Raw genomic sequence first — 17,433 nt, 5'->3', positions numbered from 1 at the left:
GGGAGCGCGCTGGATCCATGCGCACGTACCGTCGTGGGCTGTCTCCGCGGTGACGTCGTGCGTCACAGCCCTGTGTGCGTCACAGGCCGGATGGCTTGAAGGTCGTCCGCGGAGCGCTCCGCTTCGGCTCTGGCGCCTTTGGCGCGGTCTTCGGCGCCGCGCTCCGAACGGTCGATGAGCGGGTGGCCGGCTTCGCCGCCGGGGCCGTGGATCCGCTGGTCGTGCGCGTGTCGGGCCGGCTCGTCCTCGGCTTGACGGCTGCGGGCGGGGTCGCTCTGGAGCTCGGGCGCGGGGCGGGACCCTGGGCGGCTCCGCCGGGAATCACGCCCTGAGCGGAGCTGTCGGGAACAGCGCCCTGAGCGGAGGGGACCGCGGACCCGGCCGGTTCGCCGGAGTGCCCGAGCGCAGCCGCCTGGACCGGCCCGCTGGCCGCCGCGGCCGCGGGGACGAAGGACGAGATCCGGGAGACAGAGGCGCCCTCCGCCGTGAAGGGAGCGGCTGGCTCGTGCTGGCCGACGGCGAGAAAGGCGCCCGCTCCGACCGCGAGCGCGACCGCGCAGGCGCCGGCGAGCACGCGGCGGCGCGCGATGTGGTGCCGGCCGCGCGAGACGGCCTCGGAGACGACGGCGCCCAGCCCCGGCGCGCTGCCCTCGGCGCCCGAGCTGTCCTGCGCCACCTCGACGCTCCGCTGGGTCGAAGGAGCGCGCTGGCTCAGGGGCAGGCGATCGCTCAACGGAGCGCGCTGGCTCAGGGGCAGGCGATCGCTCAGGCGATCGCTCAACGGAGAGCGCGTGGTCAGGGGCAGAGGATCGCTCAACGGAGAGCGCTGGCTCAGCGGCGATCGCCCCGACCTGGGCGCCGAGGCGGGAGCGCCTCGCGCGCTGACCGGCGCGGTGAGGCTCTCCGGCGGCCCGCGCAAGCCGACCTCCTTGATGAGCGCCTCCACCGCCCGGGGCGACGACACGGCGAGGCCCGGCGTCTGCGCGGCCGCCTCTTCCAGCGCCTCGGCGAACGCCGCGGCGGTCGGGAAGCGATCGTCGGGGTCGGTGCGCAGCGCGCGCAGGCAGATCTCGTCGATCGCGGCCGGCACCGACGGGACCACCCCGCGCGGCCCCGCGGGCGCGCCCTGGAGGATCTGCGCGAGCAGCGCGCCGTCGTTGTCGGCCTTGAACAGGCGCTCCTCCGTGAGCATCTCCCAGAGCACCACGCCGGCCGAGTACACGTCGCTGCGACGGTCGACGTTCGCGGCCCGGATCTGCTCGGGCGCCATGTAGGCGAGCTTGCCCTTGAGCGCGTTGCCCCGCGTCGACATGAGCCTCGTCTCGGCGCGGGCCACGCCGAAGTCGGTGATGCGCGCGATGCCGTCGACGCCGACGAGCACGTTCTGCGGCGAGACGTCGCGGTGCACGAGGTGGAGCGGCTCGCCCTCGCTCCCCGTGAGCTCGTGCGCGGCGTGGAGGCCCGCGAGCACGTCGAGGAAGATGCGGAGCACGATCCCGAGCGGGACGGGCCGCTTCGCCCGCGCGCACGTGCGGAGCAGGCTGTGCAGCGACGGCCCCTCGATGTACTCCATGACGAGGAACAGCGGGTCCTCGACGAGATCGAACGTCGCGACGACATTGGGGTGGCGGACCCGCGCCGCGAGGCGCGCCTCGTCGAGGAACATCGCGACGAACTCGGGCTCCGCCGCGATGTGCGGGTGCATCATCTTCAGGGCGACGAGGCGCTCGAACCCGCCGGCGCCCAGGGCCCGCCCGAGATACACCGTCGCCATGCCGCCTGACGCGATGGCGCGCAAGCTCTCATAGCGGCCCGCGTGCAAGGTCACGTGACCAGACTACACCATGCGTGGTGCGTTCTCCACGACTCCCGCGCCGCTCACGCGAGCCTCCTCCCACACGGCCGCGAGGAGAACCGGATTCTGTGTCGATGTGAGGTGCCCTGCGACTGATCGCCGAGCCCAGGGGCACCGAGCCCAGCGGCTCACGTGGCCTGTCTCTCGGCGATGCGGGGCCGCGCGGCGTGGGAGCGCGATCAGCTCACGATCGGCAGCCGCCTGGCCGCGCGCCGTGGCCGTGCGTGCGCGCCGCCCTGCTCGCGCTCGCGCAACGCAAGGTCGTGCTCGATGATCGTCAGGGGGTTGTCGTAGGCCGGTAAAGGAAGATCCTGATTCTTCGCATAGACAGGGTGCCTACCGTGCTTCTTGTACCACTCGGCCACGGTGGCGTTGGCCTTCATCTTCTCGAGGATATTCCGCCATCCAGCCCCTGTGTTGTACGCGCAGAAGCTGATCTCGCCGAGCTGCGTTCCGTACGGAATGATGCACATCTCGGTGCGGCGGAAGTCGTAATTGAACAGGTCCTGGAACCACATGCCCGCGACGAAAAGGACCCGCCACTCGTACTCGCGGGCGTCGCCCTCGCCGGCGTGCGCGGCGCCCGTCTGGCTCATGAACTGCTTCACGAGCGTCGCGAGGTGGAAGCCGGGCGGCGCCTTGTCCGGCTGGTAATGGCGCAGCAGCGCGGCGACGACCTGCGCCTTCGTGAGGGCGCGGCCGCGCCCCGCGTCGAAGATCGCGCGCAGGTCGGAGAGCAGCCCTTCGACATCGATGAAGTCGAGCAGCGGGACCATCTGCTTCGTCTTCTTGTGGACGAACAGCGCGGTCCCTATCCCGCAGTTCGGGTGGCAGCCGCAGTTGATCTGCCCCCAGTCCTTGTCGGGGCCGTCGAGGAGGTCGGTCACGTTGCCGAAGGGGCTGAGCGCCGACAGGGGGAACCAGTCGCGCAGCGGGTCGGTCACGCCGGTCTGCCGGGCGATGTCGTGCGCGAGGTGGCTCAGCGTATACCGCTGCTTCTCGCGCAGCTCGTCGGAGATGTCCTCGTCGCGGCCGGTGAAGCTGACCGGCTGGAAGCTGACGACGGTGATCTTGTCGGCGTTCTGGACCGCAAAGTCGATGATGGGCCCCACCTGATCGTTGTTGACCCCGTTGACGATCGTCACGACCAGGATGACGTCGATCCCGGCGGCCGAGAGCTCCTCGATCGCGCGCAGCTTCACGTCGTAGAGGTTCCCGATCTTCCGGTGGCCGTTCGCGGCGTTCGTGACCCCGTCGAACTGCAGGTACGCCATCCGGAGGCCCGCTTCCTTGGCCTTCCTGGCGAAGCCTGGCTCGTCCGCGAAGCGGATCCCGTTCGTCGCGCACTGCACCGCGAAGTACCCCTTCTCGCGCGCGTACCGGATCGCGTCGAGGAAGTGCGGGCTCAGCGTCGGCTCGCCGCCGGAGAACTGGATCGACATCTGGCGGCGCGGGCGCACCGCCGCCGCGTCGTCCAGGATCCTCGTGATCTCCTCCCAGGAGAGCTCATGCACGTAGCCGACCTGATTGGCATCCATGAAGCACGGGTCGCACATCATGTTGCAGCGGTTCGTCAGGTCGACCGTGAGCACCGCGCCGCGACCGTAACGGATGGTGCTCGAACCGTGGTCGTGGATCCTGTCCTTCGTCATCTCGACGTCGCGGCCGCCGAAGAGGCGCTCGATCCGGGCCAGGAACGCCGGGTCGATCGAGATCGTGTCCGAGAAGAAGCCGTGCTTCGGGCACGTCTTCTCCATGACCACGCGCCCTTCGCGCGCGACGATGCTGGCGCGGATCTCCCCGGGCTTGTCCGTGATGAGCTTGGTCCAATCCGCCCTGCCACTCAGGATCTCGGCGCGCGCCTCCTTGACGCAGCGCGGGCACAGGCTGTCCGTCTCGCGAGGCCAGCCGAGCGGGGGCTTCGTGCGCTCGCCGCCCCTCGGGATCGGCTTGTCGCTCCACTTCGGGTGAAACGGCCTGGGCTCGCCGCCGAGGCGGCTCAGTCGCTGCAAGACCGGCCACGCCTTGCCGGCGGAGACCGTGATGGCCTTTTCCAGTGTCCGTACCAGGTCGATCAAGCGTCACCTCTCTCACAGCCGCATTTCGCGGCTGCACGGTAGGTCGACCTAGCGCGTGCTTCCATCAAATTCCAGGCTGTCGCGCGGCGCTGACGCGGCTCGGCCTGGGGCGTGACAGCGGGCCGTCGATCGCGGGATAGTGCGGCGCAGCGAATGCGATTCCTCCCTGGAACCCCCCGCGCCCTGGGCCTCGCCGCGGCGCTCGCGGCCACCGCGATGGCGGGCCCGGCGGCGCCTCAGCCGGCTTCGCGGACCGCCCGGGCGCCGCGGGCCGCGGAGGAAGGCGGCAAGGCGCCCGCGAGGGCCGAGGCCGGCGCGACGCCGCTGCGCGGCAGCCTCGGCGTGCCCGTCGGCGAGCGGCTGCTGTCGTCGAGCGACCCGGCGGCGCGGCTCCGCGGCATCGAGCGCCTCGGGGCGATCGGCACCGAGGAGGCGGTGAGCGCGCTGCTCGCCGCGCTCGAGCAGCACGGCGCCCCGGGGTCGCGCGATCCAAGGACGCGCCTCGCGGCGGTGCGGGCGCTCGCGCCGCACGCGCAGCGCGACAGCGTGCGCCAGCAGCTCGCGCGCGAGCTGTCGGAGAGCGCGCCCGCGCGCGGCGCCGCCTCGCCGCTCGGCGAGGTGCTGCGCGGCACCGCCGCCCTCGCGCTCGCGCGCACGGGCGAGCGGCGCGCGCTCGGCGTGCTCGTGAACGCGATCGTGCAGGGCGGGGCCGCGGGCGAGGCCGCCGCGCGCGCGATCAAGGCGCACCCGCCCGCGTCGCTCCAGCTCCTGCTCGGCAGCCGCAAGCGGATCGAGCCGGCGCTCGCGCGCTTCCTCGGCGATCTCGGCGATCTCCGGGCGATCGCGGCGCTCCGGCCGATGCTCGAGGGCGGCGACAGGGCGGCGCAGGTGGCCGCGGCGCGCGCCCTCGCGCGCCTCGGCGACGAGGCGGCGCTGGCGAAGGCCCGCGCGTGGCTCCGCAAGCCGGAGCCGGGGCTCTTCGAGCCGACGGCGGAGATCCTCGTGTACCTCGGCGCGCCGGAGGCGGCGGACGCCGTGGCCGCGCTGCTCGGATCCGAGCTCGGGCGGATGGAGGGGCTCAGGCTGGCCGAGCTCGGGCCGGCGGAGCGGCTCGCGCCGGCGCTCGCGCGCGCCCTCCCGCTGCTCCCGGACGACGCGCGGCCCCGCGCGGTCGCGGCGATCGGCCGCGCGGGCGGCGCGGAGGCGGCGCGGCAGCTGCGCCGGATCCTGAACGAGCGCCCCGAGCTGGCGACGGCGGCCGCGTTCGCGCTGGCGACGATGCCGGGGGCCGAGGCGCGGGCCGCGGTCGCGGAGCTCTTCGACGGCCCGCGCGCCGCGAAGGACGCGGACCTCCGCAGGCTCGGCCTGCGCGCCGGGGTGGTCCGCGGGCTCGTGCTGCGCGACGCGCCCGAGGCGCTCGAGAAGCGGCTGCTCGCCGCGCTCGCCGCGCCGATCGGGTCGAGCGATCGCGCCGTCGGGGTGTTCGGCGCCGTGGCGCTCGGCCTCCGCGACGCGGTCGATGTCGTCGGCGCCTGCTCCCCGTCCTCCTGCGATCGCGCGGCGGTCCACGCGGCGGCGCGCGGCGCGCTCGCTCGGGGCGAGCGCGCCCTCGCCGCCCTCGCGCCGCTCTTCGCGGCGCTCGCGGCGCCGGGCGGCGACCCGGCGCCCGGCGCCGCGAGCGCCGCGAGCGCCGCGAGCGCCGCGAGCGCCGCGAGCGCCGCGAGCGCCGCGAGCGCCGCGAGCGCCGCGAGCGCCGCGAAGAGCGGCGACGCAGCGCTCGACGCGGCGGCGATCTCCGCCGGCGTCGCGCTGCTCGCGGAGCCCGGGGGCGGGGCGATCGCGACCTCGCGGCTCGCCGCGCTCGCGGAGGCGGGCGGACCGCTGTCGCCGCTCGCGGCCCGAGCGCTCGCGTCCCGCGACGACGAGGTGGTCCGCGGCAGGATCGAGCGGCTGCTCGAGGGGAGCGATCCCGTCGTGCGCGCGCACGTCGCGCTCGGCCTCGGGAGCGACCCGATGCCCGACAGCGTCTCCCTTCTCGCCCGCGCGTACCGCTTCGAGGACGACCCCGCGGTGCGCCGCGCGATCGTCCGCGGCCTGTCCCGGCGCGCCGAGGTGCAGCGCAGGCGCGTCCTCGTCGCGGCGCGGGATCTCGATCCTGACGAAGGGGTGCGCGCGCTCGCGCGGGCCGCCCTCTCCGGCGCCGGCGCGCGGGCGCTCGACATGCCGCGCTCCGCGCTGGCGACGGGCGTCGTGTGGGTGGCCATCGTCCCCAACGACCGGAGCGCGTCCGGGAGCGCTTCCTCGCGTCCGGCACGGCTCGTCCGGCCGGATGGGCTGGCGGTCCCCGTCGTGGCCGATCCCGACGGCGTGCTCCTCGTGCCGGCGGTGCCGCCCGGCGCGAGCGCCGTCCTGCTTGCGCCGGCCGCACCCCCGGGGGACGCTGGCTCATGACGACGATGAGCAACGCGACGGACGAGGGCGGCGCGGGCGTGGAATCACGCGTCGAATCACGCGTCGAATCACGCGTCGAATCACGCGTCGAATCACGCGTCGAATCACGCGTCGAACCGAGCGCGGAGCCCGGCGCCGCCGGGGCGCCGGCGAAGGCCGAGGCCGACCGCGCTCCGCGGAGCGGCGACGCGGGCGCCGGCGCGATGTCGTTCGAGGAGTCGACGCGCCGCCTCGCGAAGATCGTCGCGGAGCTCGAGGGCGGCGATCTGCCGCTCGAGCGCGCGCTCTCGCTCTTCGAGGAGGGCATCCGCCTCTCGCGGTCGGCGCAGGAGCGCCTCGATCGCGCGGAGAAGCGCGTCGAGGAGCTGCTCGGGATGGACGCCGACGGGCGCCCGGTGACGCGCGAGTTCGAGAGCTGAGCGGAAGAAGGGTGACATGAGGACCGCAGCGGCGCTGATCATCGGCAACGAGCTGCTCAGCGGGAAGATCGCTGACGAGAACCTGGTCGTGCTCGCGGGCACCCTGCGCGCGCTCGGCGTCAGGCTGGAGCGGGCGGTCATGGTGCTCGACGAGCTCGAGGTGATCGCCGCCGAGGTGCGGGCGCTCGCGGCGTCGCACGACTGGGTCTTCACGAGCGGCGGCGTGGGCCCGACGCACGACGACCTGACGATCGCGGGCGTCGCGCGCGCGTTCGGCGTGCCGGTGGTCAGCGCGCCCAACATCGAGAGCCTCCTGCGCGATTACTACGGCGATCGGCTCACCGAGGGGCACCTGCTCATGGCCCGCATCCCGGAGGGCGCGCGGCTCGTGACCGGCGGCAGCGCCGCGTGGCCCGGCGTGGTGATGCGCAACGTGTGGATGCTGCCCGGCGTGCCGCAGATCTTCCGGGCGAAGCAGGCGCTCATCCAGGCGGAGCTCTCGGGCGGGGCGCCGTTCGTCTCGCTCGCGGTGTTCACGACCCTCGACGAGGGGCAGCTCAAGCCCATGCTCGACCGCGTTGTCGAGGCCCACCGCGACGTCGATATCGGCTCTTACCCGAGGTGGTCCGGCGTCGAGTACCGCACGAAGCTCACGTTCGACGGCCTCGTCGAGGCGAGGGTGCGCGCGGCGCGCGACGCGTTCGCCGAGAGCCTCCCCGCGGAGACGATCGTCCGCGTCGAGTGACGCGCGCGCGTCTCCGTTCCCGCTCCGGGCGACGGCGCGACTGCCTGGCGGCCGCCACCCTCCGCCGCCGGTCCGCCGCCTCGCCGGCGCGCGCGCCCCCGCGGCGCCCCGGGCGGGCAGGCGGGCCCGCCGCGTGCTTGTCGCTCGCGCATGAGCCCGTGGAAGCGCGCCCCCCTGCTGCCCGATCATCTCCCCGAGACGTGCACCGACGACCCCTCGGCGCTGGCCGCCTTCGTCGGCCCGCGAGAGCGAGCGCTCGAGGAGGGGATCTGGTCGCTGGGCGACGCCGACCTGCTCGCGATCGTGCTCGGCACAGGGCTGGTCGGCACCCCCGTGACGCTCGTCTCCGCCGCGCTCCTCTCGCGCTTCGCCGGGCTGGAGGGGCTCGCGCGGCTCGGCCCGCACGCGCTCGCCGAGCACCCCGGCCTCGGGCTCGCGAAGGCGCTCCGGATCGCCGCGTCGCTCGAGCTCGGGCGGCGCGCCTTCGAGCGCGCGGTGCGCCCGCGGCCTCCGGTGCGCACCTCGGCCTCGATCGCGGCGTGGTGCGCGGCGCAGCTCGGCCCGCTCGATCACGAGCAGATGTGGGTGATCTCGCTCGACGGCCGCAACGGGATGAGGGGAGCGCGCAGGGTCGCGCAGGGCGGGCTCCACGGGTGCTCCGTCACGGCCAGGGACATCCTGCGCGCCGCGCTCTCGGACGCGGCCTCGGCGCTCGTGCTCGTGCACAACCACCCGAGCGGCGACTCGGCGCCGTCGCCCGAGGACGTGGCCATGACCAACGCGGTCGCCGCCGCCGGCGAGGTGATCGGCGTGCCGCTCGTCGACCACGTCATCCTCGCGCCGGACGGGCACTACTCCTCGCTGCTCGATCTCGGGATGATCGCGCCCGGCGACGCGCCGCGCGGCGCCGCCCCGCCGAGCCGAGGCTAGGCGCGCCGGCCGACCAGGAGGCCGTGCCGCTCGCCGCCGGGCGCCCCTCCGGTGCCCGGCACGCTCGCGAACCGCAGCGTCGCGCCGCCCCAGTCGACCGACGGGCTCCCCTTCAGCAGCGAGGTATAGAGCGCGCTCGCCTGCGTCATCGGGCAGCCGATCGCCTCGCGCACGAGCGTGAGCGACGCGCCCGTCGCGTAGCTGACCGGCGCCTGCCGGCCGTCCTCGCCGATCACCGTGACCTTGAAGACGTCGTCCTCGGCGCGCGCGGCGCGGTCCGGATCGGTCAGCGCGAGGTGCAGCGCCTCGATCGCGCCGCTCCCGGGGCCATTGTTCGGGGAGTCGAGGGTCACGTGGAGCTCGAGGAGCGGCGCCGTGTAACGGACGATCTGCCGCGCCGCGCCCTCCGCGGTCGCGGGCGCCGCGCGCGCCTCGCGGCGCCTGAGCTGCGCCTCCATGACGAGCGCCGACCGCGCGAGCTCCCGCTCCGTCTTGCCGAGCAGCCGGCGCGCGCGCATCTCGGCGAGCGCGCGCTGCAGCACCTCGCGGTTCCTCGCCGCCTGCTCGTGGCTCCGCTCGCGCGCGAGCAGCGCCTCGAGCTCGCCCAGCGCTCGCTCGTGCTCCCCGATCGACGCGAGCGCGTCCGCGAGCGTGAGCCGGGCGTCGGCGAACGAGGGCGCGCGCCTCACCGCCTCGCGGTAGGCCGCGATGGCCGGCGCGATCTCCCGCCGCGCCTCGTGCGCGAGCCCGAGCGCGAAGGCCGCCCGCGCGTCCTCCGGCGCCGCCTCGCACGCGCGCGCGAGCCAGCGCGTCGCCTCGTCGTAGAGGCGCAGATCATAGAGCACGACCCCGAGCTCGCGCAGCGCCCGCGGATCGGGCGGCTCGATCGCCGCGCCCCGCCGGAGCTCCGCGGCCGCCTCGTCGAGCCGGCCGAGGCGGACCAGGGCGCGGGCGTAGGCGAGGCGCGCCTCGATCTGCTCCTTTCCTCCGTCCTCCCTTCCGCCGAGCTCCACCCCGCGCGCGAGCGCCCTCGCCGCGTCCGCCCAGCGCTCTTCCACCGCGTACGCGGCCCCGAGCGCGAGCCACGCCCCCGCGTCGTCCGGCGCGCCCGCGACGTGCCCCTCGAGCCCGGCGATCCCGCCCGCCATGTCTCCGCGGCCCAGCAGATCGAGCGCGCGCGCTCGCTGCGCTCCGGACGACGTCATCGCGGCAGCGTACGCCGGCGCGGCGGCGCGGGTCGAGCGCCCGAGCGGGCGGGGCCTCACCCGCGATGGGGCCTCACCCGCGCCTCCGGCGTCAGTAGCCCCGCGGGAGATCGCCCGCCAGGCACGAGACGGTGTTCGGCGCCCCGCGCGAAGACCACTTGGCGCCGGTCGGCACCCCGCCGTCGAAGCGCACGCCCTCGTGTGGATCCCACGACGGCGTCTCGCCCGGGCGAAGGGAGTGCGTCCCGCTCTGGTAGAACGCGATGATGTACGTGTGCCCCGCGACGCGGCAGCCGAGCCGCCTCGCGAGCGCCTGCGCGAAGGATCGGCCGGTGTGGCCGAAGGCGCTGCAGCAGCGGAGCCACACGAGGGCGTCCGGCCCCGCGAGCTCGGCCTTCAGGGCGTCGAGCGCCTCGTCGAGCGGCGAGCCGGGCCGGAGCGCGGCCTCGTCGAGCCGCGTCGCGCCCATGCGCATGTACCCCCAGCCGCCGTGCCCCCAGGCCTGCAGCGACGCGATCTTCCGGCCGCGCTCCCGCGCCGCGCGCGCCGCCCAGCCGAGCGCCTCGGCCCAGCTCGCGGCGGACTGCCACGCGTCGGCCGCGCCCGTCATGCGGTGCAGCAGCGCGCCGGCGCGCCAGATCGGCGTGAGCCCGATCGTCGCGCCCACGGCCTCACCCAGGACCTCGAGGTCCCCGGTCTCGGCGGAACCGGCGGAACCGGCGGCGTCGGCCGCCGCTGGGTGCGCGCGCGCCGCCGCGCCATCGCGCCGCCTCGCGCCGTTTGCCCGCCGCGCGCTACCCCACCCGACGTCGGTGTTATCGAAGAGGACGAGCCGCATACAACCCCCCATTCTACGCGCTCCGAATGTACCGCCGCTCGTAACCGCGGCCACGCGGTCGATTCCCCACCCGCCCCCCGAGCGCCTCCCGACGCCGCTCCTCCTCGCGCCGCGCCGCGCCGCACGCGCCGCACGCGCCGTACGCCAGCGGGCGCACGCCCCGGGCGCGGCGAGGGCGCGATGGACGGGAGGAGGTCGTCCGTCGACGTCCTCCACCGTCTAGTTCGCGGTGGGCGCAATCGGTAGTGATTTCCTCCCGCGCCCTCGGTTAGCCTGCCCGAACCGATGGGCCTGTCCGAAAACATCAGGTTTTATGCGGCCACCGACGTCGGCCGCATGCGGGACCACAACGAGGACAACTACCTCGTCGACAAGAAGCTCGCGCTCTTCGTGGTCGCCGACGGGATGGGCGGGCACGCCGCTGGCGAGGTCGCGAGCGCGCTCGCCGTCCGCATCATCCACGAGGAGCTGAAGAAGGAGCGGGACCTCATCGAGAACCAGGCGCGCAGCAACGTGCGGCGCGCCGCGATGAAGGAGGTCCTCAGCCTGCTCGAGCACGCCGTCCAGCGCGCGTGCGCCCGGATCCACGAGGAGGCGAAGGCCGACACGACGAAGCGCGGCATGGGCACGACGCTCTCCGCGCTCCTCATCGCCGGCTCACACGGCTACATCGCGCACGTCGGCGACAGCCGCATCTACCTCCTCCGCGAGGGGCGCATCCAGCAGGTCACCGAGGACCACACCGTCTACAACGAGCTCATCAAGCGCGGCAAGCTCACGCGCGATCAGATCGAGAAGGTCGCGCAGAAGAACGCGATCACGCGCGCCGTCGGCGTGTACGAGCGCGTCGAGGTCGACACGCTCACGATCGAGGTGCTCCCGGGCGACCAGTTCCTCCTCGCGTCGGACGGCCTCCACGGGTACATCGCGCACACCGCGGAGCTCGAGCCGTTCTTCGAGGAGGAGAACGGCGAGATCGCCGCGAACGGCCTCATCGATCTCGCGAACAGGAAGGGCGGCAAGGACAACATCACCGCGATCCTCGTCCGGCTCGGCCAGGGCGACCACCGCGACAGCGTCCGCGCCCGGCTGCTCGCGCTGAAGCGCGACGTGCTCGCGAAGATGCCGCTCTTCGCGCGCCTGCAGGAGCGCGAGATGCTCCGGGTCATGCAGGTCGCCGAGGTGCTCTCGTTCGAGCCCGGCCAGATCGTGGTGCGCGAGGGCGATCGCGGCGACGAGCTCTTCATCGTGCTCTCGGGCCTCGTCCGGATCATCCGCGGCGAGTCGGTGCTGAGCGAGGTCGGCCCGGGCGAGCACTTCGGCGAGATGGCCCTCATCCGCAGCATGCCGCGCTCGGCCACCGTCTCGGCCGTGGAGCAGAGCGAGCTCATCGCCGTCCGGCGCGCCGATTTCTTCGAGATCCTCCGCAAGGAGCACGAGCTCGCCGTGAAGCTGCTCTGGCAGTTCCTGGGGGTGCTCGCCGACCGGCTCGACCAGACCTCGCGCGACCTGAGCACCGCCCGCGAGGAGCTCGCCGCGGAGGACATCACGAGCGAGATCTTCCCCGACAGCGAGGAGGGGAAGAGCCCGTTCGCCCCCGAGGAGCGCTCCTCGGCGCGCTGAACGGCCCCCCGCGGCCGCGCGGAACGGAGCGGAACGGCGCGGAACGGCGCGGAACGGAGCGGATTGCCGCGGCGGGAGCGGCGGGGCGGGGCCGCGCGAGCCGGGCGAGCGATTCGCGGATTGACACCCTCCTGCCCCGGCCGGTAGCGTCCGTCCGACGGATAACCATGAGCATGCACGGCAGAACGTACTGCGAAGGCCATCTCGCTCGCGTCGCCATCAACGTGGCTGGGGGCTCGGCGTTCGCGTCGCTCGCGGCCCTAGCGGCGGCTCTCCTCGCGGCGTCCCCCGCGGCCGCCGACGAGCCGCGGAGCGCCACCGAGCCGCGGCTCATGATGGAGACCGGCGAGATCACGAGCGTCGTCGACGCCTTCGACGACGGCGACACCTTTGATCTGAACTTCAGCTTCGGCTTCGAGTACGCGTCGAAGAGCGCGAAGATCCGGCGCGAGACGAGCATCGCCGGGCCGGGGCTGTCGTCGGGCGGCTACACGTCGAACCTGCTCAACGTGGCGACCTACAACGAGGCGACCTCGAAGCTCAACCTGCGCCTCGACGTCGGCCTCTACCGGGACCTGGCGCTCTACCTCAGGATGCCGCTCATCCTGAACCACGCGCGCGAGCTCACCGATCTCAACGGCAGCGCCGGGACGGAGGCGCAGGCCGTCGCGCTCGCGGGGGCCCCCGGGGAGCAGCTGTTCCAGATGCCCTTCACGTCGCCGAACCGGAGCGGCATCGAGTACCTCGCCGTCGGCCTCGACGTGAACATCATGAACCAGGCGCGCGACCGGACGAAGCCGACCTGGCTGTTCGGGATCGAGGGGCGCTTCCCCGTGAGCGAGCCGATGCACGCCTGCACCGAGTCGCCGAAGAGCGGCCAGGTGAAGTGCGCCGATCCGTCGGACGTCAACCGGAACAACAGCAGCGACAGCGAGTTCGATGGGCAGAGGATCGCCCAGCGCGACCCCGGCGTGTCGCGCGGCACCATCGGCCTCGAGGTCCACACGTACCTGTCGAAGCGGATCAAGTACGTCGAGCCGTACGGCGGGTTCAAGGCGCTGTTCGAGTTCCAGCAGGAGTCGAGCGACTACGGCCTCACCGACCTGAAGACGTCGCTGGTGAACCACCCGCCGCTCGTCGGCAGCGTGATGCTCGGCGTGATGATCGTCCCCTGGGAGAACCGCGAGAAGTACACCGGGCTCACGCTCGATCTGCGCTTCACCGGCGAGTACCACTCCGAGGGGCGCGACTACTCGGAGCTGTTCGACGCGCTGGGCTCGAGCGACGCGGGCTCGCTGCGCCAGCCGCAGTGGGCGGCGTTCCGCGACAACGACGCGTACGACCCGGACCTGTGCAGGACGGGCGACGCGAGGGCCTGCTCGCCGTCGATCGTCGACCAGGGCTCGCAGCGGACGTACTTCACGGGGCTCAGCGACGTCCAGCCGTACGGCTCGTACCGCGCCTCGGCGAGCGTGACGTGGCGGGCGGCCGAGCTCGTGAAGTTCCAGATCGGCGCGGGCTTCCGCCACGACGGGGGGCACGGCATCGGCGGCGACCAGCCGTGCAACTCCCAGTTCAAGGACAGCCTCGGGGCGGCAGGGCCTTGCCGCCGCCAGGACGCGGACGGGCGCCTCACCGTCACCGGCAGCCCGAACCCCAACTACCGCCCGACCATCAACGCCGTCGGCCGCCGCTTCTACGTCAACGACAGCAACACGTTCGACCTCTTCGCGAGCGGCACGTTCATGTTCTGATCGACGCCCCGAGCGGCGTGGCCACCGCGGCGAGCGCCGCCGCTGGCCGAAGCAGCAACCCCATGATCGACCCCAGGCACCTCCGCGGTGGCGCGGGCGCCCTGGCGCTCGCCGCGGCGCTCGCCGCGGCGCTGCCAGCGTCGGCTCAGCCCGAAGGCGCGGCGTCGCCCGCGCGCTCCGGAGGAGACGAGCGACCGTCGCCGTCGCCGGGACCCGATCGGCCGTCGCGATCGGCCGTGGTGCTCGCGACCGCGGTCACGCCCGAGGCCGAGGAGCGCGCCGCGCCGCTCGCCAGCGCGCTCGACGCGCTCCTGTCGGACACGGCGCAGGACCTCGGCCTGTCGGTGGATCTGGCGGGCCGCGTCGCCTCGCGATCGCGCCCCGACGAGGCCGAGCTCATCGAGCGCGCGCGCTCCGGCGACGAGCTCTTCATCGCGCCGAGCCTCGAGCTGCGCGGCGACGAGGTGGAGCTCAGGCTCGCCGTCGCGTCCGGCGGATCGAGGTCGCTGAGGGTGCGGGTCGAGCGCGTCGCGCGGGACGACCTCGCGGTGCGCGCCGCGGTGATGCTCCGCGATCTCCTGGCCGAGCTCGACGCCGGCGCCGCCGCGGCCCCTGCGTCGGCCCGCGAGGCGCCGTGCCCCGAGCGGTGCCGCGGGCGCCTCGCCACGCCGGCGCGCAGCATGGGGAAGGCGACGCTCGCGGCCAACGCGACGCTCTACGGAGGCCTCGTGGGCTTCTCGATCCAGCGATCGAGCGGCTCGGACGATCCGCGCCTGCTCTATCCGCTCCTCGCGGTCGGCGCCGGCATCGGGCTCGGCGGCGCGATCATCATCGCGGAGGAGTGGGACGTCGGCGTGGCCGACGCGTGGTACCTCGGGTCCGGCACGTGGTGGCCGACGCTCGCGGGGCACCTGATCTACGAGGGCCGCTTCGCGCAGCACGCGGCGGATCCGGCCCAGGAGCGCTGGGCGTCCGGGCTGATCGGCGGGACCGCCGGGATCACGCTGGCGGCGCTCGGGCTCTCGCTGGGCCGGATGTCCGAGGGCGGCGCGCTGATGGCGCAGTCGGGCGGCGGGCTGGGGCTCATGCTGGGCGGGCTCGTCGAGTGGGCGGGGCGGGGCGACGTGCAGCGGACGCCGATCGCCGGGATGGGCTACGGCGCGGCGCTCGGCTGGCTGGCGGCGGCCGCGGCGGCCACGCAGCTCGACGTCACGCCGTCGGAGATCCTGGCGATCGACGTGGGCGCGATGCTCGGCGGGCTGGGCGCCGCCGCGCTCGCCAGCCCGCTCGTGTTCGACTCCCCGACCCAGGCGCAGCAGCGGGCCTGGGTCGGCGCCACGGCCGCGGGCTTTCTGCTCGGGGCGGGCGTCGCGTGGCGCGTGACCCGCCCTGCCGGCGCCGGAGCTCGCAGCGCGGGCCCCTCGTGGAACCGGTTCGGCCTGCCCATGCTGGGAGTGATAGGAGAGAGCGTGGTCGGGAGCCGGCGAGCGCCCGCGCTCGGCCTCGGGTGGCAGGGGGCGATTCCGTAGGAGCTATGAAGATCACGATCACCGAGCTGGATGCAGGGACGCGCCTCGACAAGCTGCTCGTGCAGCTTCTCCCCGGGCTGGGGCGTGCGGGCGCGAAGCGGCTGTTCTCCGAGGGGCGCGTGCGCGTCCTCGGCGTGGGGAAGAGCGGCGCTGGCCGGCGCGCGTCGAAGGGCGACGTGGCGGCGGCCGGCGAGGTGCTGGAGGTCGACGTCGAGCCGACGGAGGCCTCCGGCGCCGCGACGCCGGATCCTTCCGCGCCGCTCGACGTGGTGCTCGAGCGCGACGACCTCGTGGTGGTGAACAAGCCCGCCGGGGTGCCGACGGCGCCGCTCCACCCGGGCGAGCGCGGGACGGTCGCGAACGCGCTCGTGGCGCGGTACCCCGAGATGGCGGGCATCGGCTTCTCTCCGCGGGAGCCCGGGCTGTGCCACCGGCTGGACACGGACACGAGCGGCCTCGTGCTCGCGGCGCGCACGGCCGCGGCGTTCGCGGCGCTCGGCGCCGGGCTGAAGGAGGGGCGGCTCGACAAGCGCTACCTGCTGATCTGCCAGATCGGCGATCTTCCCGAGATGGGCTCGATCGAGGTGCCGCTCGCGCCGCACCCGAAGGACAAGAAGCGGGTCTACCCGTGCATCCACCCGCGCGACGTGGCGCGATACGCCCCGAGGCCGGCCGCGACGATGTACAAGCGCGTGCGGCAGGTGGGGCTCTGGGAGCTCGTCGAGGCGCGGGCCCCGCGGGCGCTGCGGCACCAGATCCGGGCGCACTTCGCGTCGGTGGGGCACCCGCTGGCCGGCGACGTGCTCTACGGCGGGCCCGCGGTGGAGGGGCTGAGCCGCCACGCGCTGCACGCGCACTACATCGGGTGGGGCGGCAGCGACGTGGTGCCTGCGTTCGTTGTGACGTCGTCGCTGCCCGCGGACATGGCGGCGCTGGTCGGCGAGGCCTGAGCCGCGCGCCGCGCCGCGTCGCCTCAGCGCGCGCGCGCCTCGACGACATGGCCGTCGACGTCGCGCGCCCGCGCCGTGATCTGGAGGTCGTCGGCCGACGCCGTCCCGCCGAGGTCGCTGAAGCGGAACGCGATCACGTACGCCGCGGACTGCGCGTTGAACTTCGCCGGCTCGATCCGGATGCCTCCGAGGCTCTGTTCGTCGATGGTCGCGGCGTCTCCCTCCCCTGTGTACTTGCGGTTCCACTCCTCGTAGTCGAACACGCGCTCCTCGATGACCTCCCCGGTCGATCGGCTGGACGTCGCGACCGCGAGCTCGACGAGGCCCGGGGAGATGCCTGGCAGGGTGGCCTCGACCTCGACCGAGACGCTCGACGTGGAGTCCTCGTCGGTGCGGCGCACGGAGAGCGCCGGGGGCAGCCCGCCCGGCATGGGGAGGAAGCGGAGCGGGTGCACGCAGTACACCTTCTCGTGCCCTCCCTCGCGGATCTCGAAGTGCAGGTGGGGGAACAGGCTGCTGGCGGCGAGCCCGGTATAGCCGATGTGCTGACCGCGCCCGACCTGATCGCCGGTCTCGACGAGCGGCATCGCCAGGTGGATATAGGTGCTGTAGAGGCACGCGCCCGGCGGATCGCAGTGCTCGATCTGCACGACGACGTCCTCGAAATCCTTGTAGCGGCCCGCGCGCAACACCTTTCCGTCGGCGACCGCGTACACCGGGGTGCCCATGACGGTGGGGATATCGATGCCGCGGTGAAAGTCGTAGACGCCATCGCGCGAGGCCTGCAGGCGGGGACCGAAGCTCGACGACATCGGCTGGATCTCGTCCGTCCCCCCGATCGGCCACACGAGGTCCGGGCCTTCAGGCTCCGAGCCGCAGCCGGCAGCGAGCGCGGAGAGGGCCAGCACGGGCGCGAGATACGATGGCTTCATGGTGGCGAGTCCGTGGCGCGCGGGCTCCGCGCAGGTGGCGAGTCCACGGCGCGGCGCCCACACGCAGGCTATCGAAGCGGCGCGCGGAAGTCGAGCTCAGGGGTGCTGTGGTGGATCCATCCGG

13 protein-coding genes are annotated in these 17,433 nt (G+C 74.1%); 8 read left to right on the top strand and 5 right to left on the bottom strand.

Going from position 1 to position 17,433, the window contains the following annotated elements; translation table 11 throughout:
- Positions 1-79: 79 nt before the first annotated feature.
- Positions 80-1,828: a protein kinase domain-containing protein gene (locus WMF44_RS34600; RefSeq protein WP_437294314.1), complete on the bottom strand. Its 1,749-nt coding sequence runs from the start codon at positions 1,826-1,828 to the stop codon at positions 80-82.
- Between the two features lie 206 nt (positions 1,829-2,034).
- Positions 2,035-3,933: a radical SAM protein gene (locus WMF44_RS34595; RefSeq protein WP_437294313.1), complete on the bottom strand. Its 1,899-nt coding sequence runs from the start codon at positions 3,931-3,933 to the stop codon at positions 2,035-2,037.
- A 153-nt stretch (positions 3,934-4,086) separates the two neighbouring features.
- Between WMF44_RS34595 and WMF44_RS34590 the strand changes: the two genes are divergently transcribed.
- The 4 genes from WMF44_RS34590 (at position 4,087) to radC (ending at position 8,478) form a co-directional block, all read left to right on the top strand.
- A complete protein-coding gene (locus tag WMF44_RS34590; protein ID WP_437294312.1) occupies positions 4,087-6,384 on the top strand; it encodes a HEAT repeat domain-containing protein in 2,298 nt (765 codons plus the stop codon).
- Complete coding sequence (gene xseB, locus WMF44_RS34585) at positions 6,381-6,803, top strand: exodeoxyribonuclease VII small subunit (RefSeq protein ID WP_437294311.1); 423 nt, start codon at positions 6,381-6,383, stop codon at positions 6,801-6,803. Before WMF44_RS34590 ends, xseB begins: the two co-directional genes overlap by 4 nt.
- A gap of 16 nt (positions 6,804-6,819) precedes the next feature.
- Complete coding sequence (locus tag WMF44_RS34580) at positions 6,820-7,548, top strand: competence/damage-inducible protein A (RefSeq protein WP_437294310.1); 729 nt, start codon at positions 6,820-6,822, stop codon at positions 7,546-7,548.
- A 150-nt stretch (positions 7,549-7,698) separates the two neighbouring features.
- Positions 7,699-8,478 carry a RadC family protein gene (gene radC / locus WMF44_RS34575; RefSeq protein WP_437294309.1) on the top strand — a complete coding sequence of 260 codons (780 nt, stop codon included), beginning with the start codon at positions 7,699-7,701 and terminating at the stop codon, positions 8,476-8,478.
- Here radC and WMF44_RS34570 read toward each other — a convergent pair.
- Together WMF44_RS34570 and WMF44_RS34565 are read right to left on the bottom strand one after the other, a co-directional pair.
- Complete coding sequence (locus WMF44_RS34570) at positions 8,475-9,683, bottom strand: tetratricopeptide repeat protein (RefSeq protein ID WP_437294308.1); 1,209 nt, start codon at positions 9,681-9,683, stop codon at positions 8,475-8,477. The two genes, radC and WMF44_RS34570, sit on opposite strands and share 4 nt — an antisense overlap.
- Positions 9,684-9,774: 91 nt before the next feature.
- The gene (locus tag WMF44_RS34565; RefSeq protein ID WP_437294307.1) at positions 9,775-10,521 is read right to left on the bottom strand and encodes a hypothetical protein; all 747 of its coding nucleotides are present in this window, start codon (positions 10,519-10,521) and stop codon (positions 9,775-9,777) included.
- Positions 10,522-10,806: 285 nt separating this feature from the next.
- On the opposite strand from WMF44_RS34565, the gene WMF44_RS34560 reads away from it, so the two are divergent.
- The 4 genes from WMF44_RS34560 to WMF44_RS34545 all read left to right on the top strand — a co-directional run bounded on the left by WMF44_RS34560 (position 10,807) and on the right by WMF44_RS34545 (position 16,377).
- Positions 10,807-12,144: a Stp1/IreP family PP2C-type Ser/Thr phosphatase gene (locus WMF44_RS34560; protein ID WP_012239102.1), complete on the top strand. Its 1,338-nt coding sequence runs from the start codon at positions 10,807-10,809 to the stop codon at positions 12,142-12,144.
- A 173-nt stretch (positions 12,145-12,317) separates the two neighbouring features.
- A complete protein-coding gene (locus WMF44_RS34555) occupies positions 12,318-13,898 on the top strand; it encodes a hypothetical protein (protein ID WP_437294306.1) in 1,581 nt (526 codons plus the stop codon).
- A gap of 62 nt (positions 13,899-13,960) precedes the next feature.
- Positions 13,961-15,427 (top strand): hypothetical protein, encoded by a 1,467-nt coding sequence (locus tag WMF44_RS34550; protein ID WP_437294305.1) that lies wholly within the window; start codon positions 13,961-13,963, stop codon positions 15,425-15,427.
- 5 nt (positions 15,428-15,432) lie between these two features.
- The gene (locus WMF44_RS34545; RefSeq protein ID WP_437294304.1) at positions 15,433-16,377 is read left to right on the top strand and encodes an RluA family pseudouridine synthase; all 945 of its coding nucleotides are present in this window, start codon (positions 15,433-15,435) and stop codon (positions 16,375-16,377) included.
- A gap of 23 nt (positions 16,378-16,400) precedes the next feature.
- On the opposite strand, the gene WMF44_RS34540 is transcribed toward WMF44_RS34545, so the two are convergent.
- Positions 16,401-17,309 carry a M23 family metallopeptidase gene (locus WMF44_RS34540; protein WP_437294303.1) on the bottom strand — a complete coding sequence of 303 codons (909 nt, stop codon included), beginning with the start codon at positions 17,307-17,309 and terminating at the stop codon, positions 16,401-16,403.
- Positions 17,310-17,433 lie beyond the last annotated feature (124 nt).

It is taken from the genome of Sorangium sp. So ce426 (assembly GCF_051475585.1).
GTDB lineage: Bacteria > Myxococcota_A > Polyangia > Polyangiales > Polyangiaceae > Sorangium > Sorangium cellulosum_B.
This window is presented reverse-complemented; position numbering and strand designations above follow the sequence as displayed.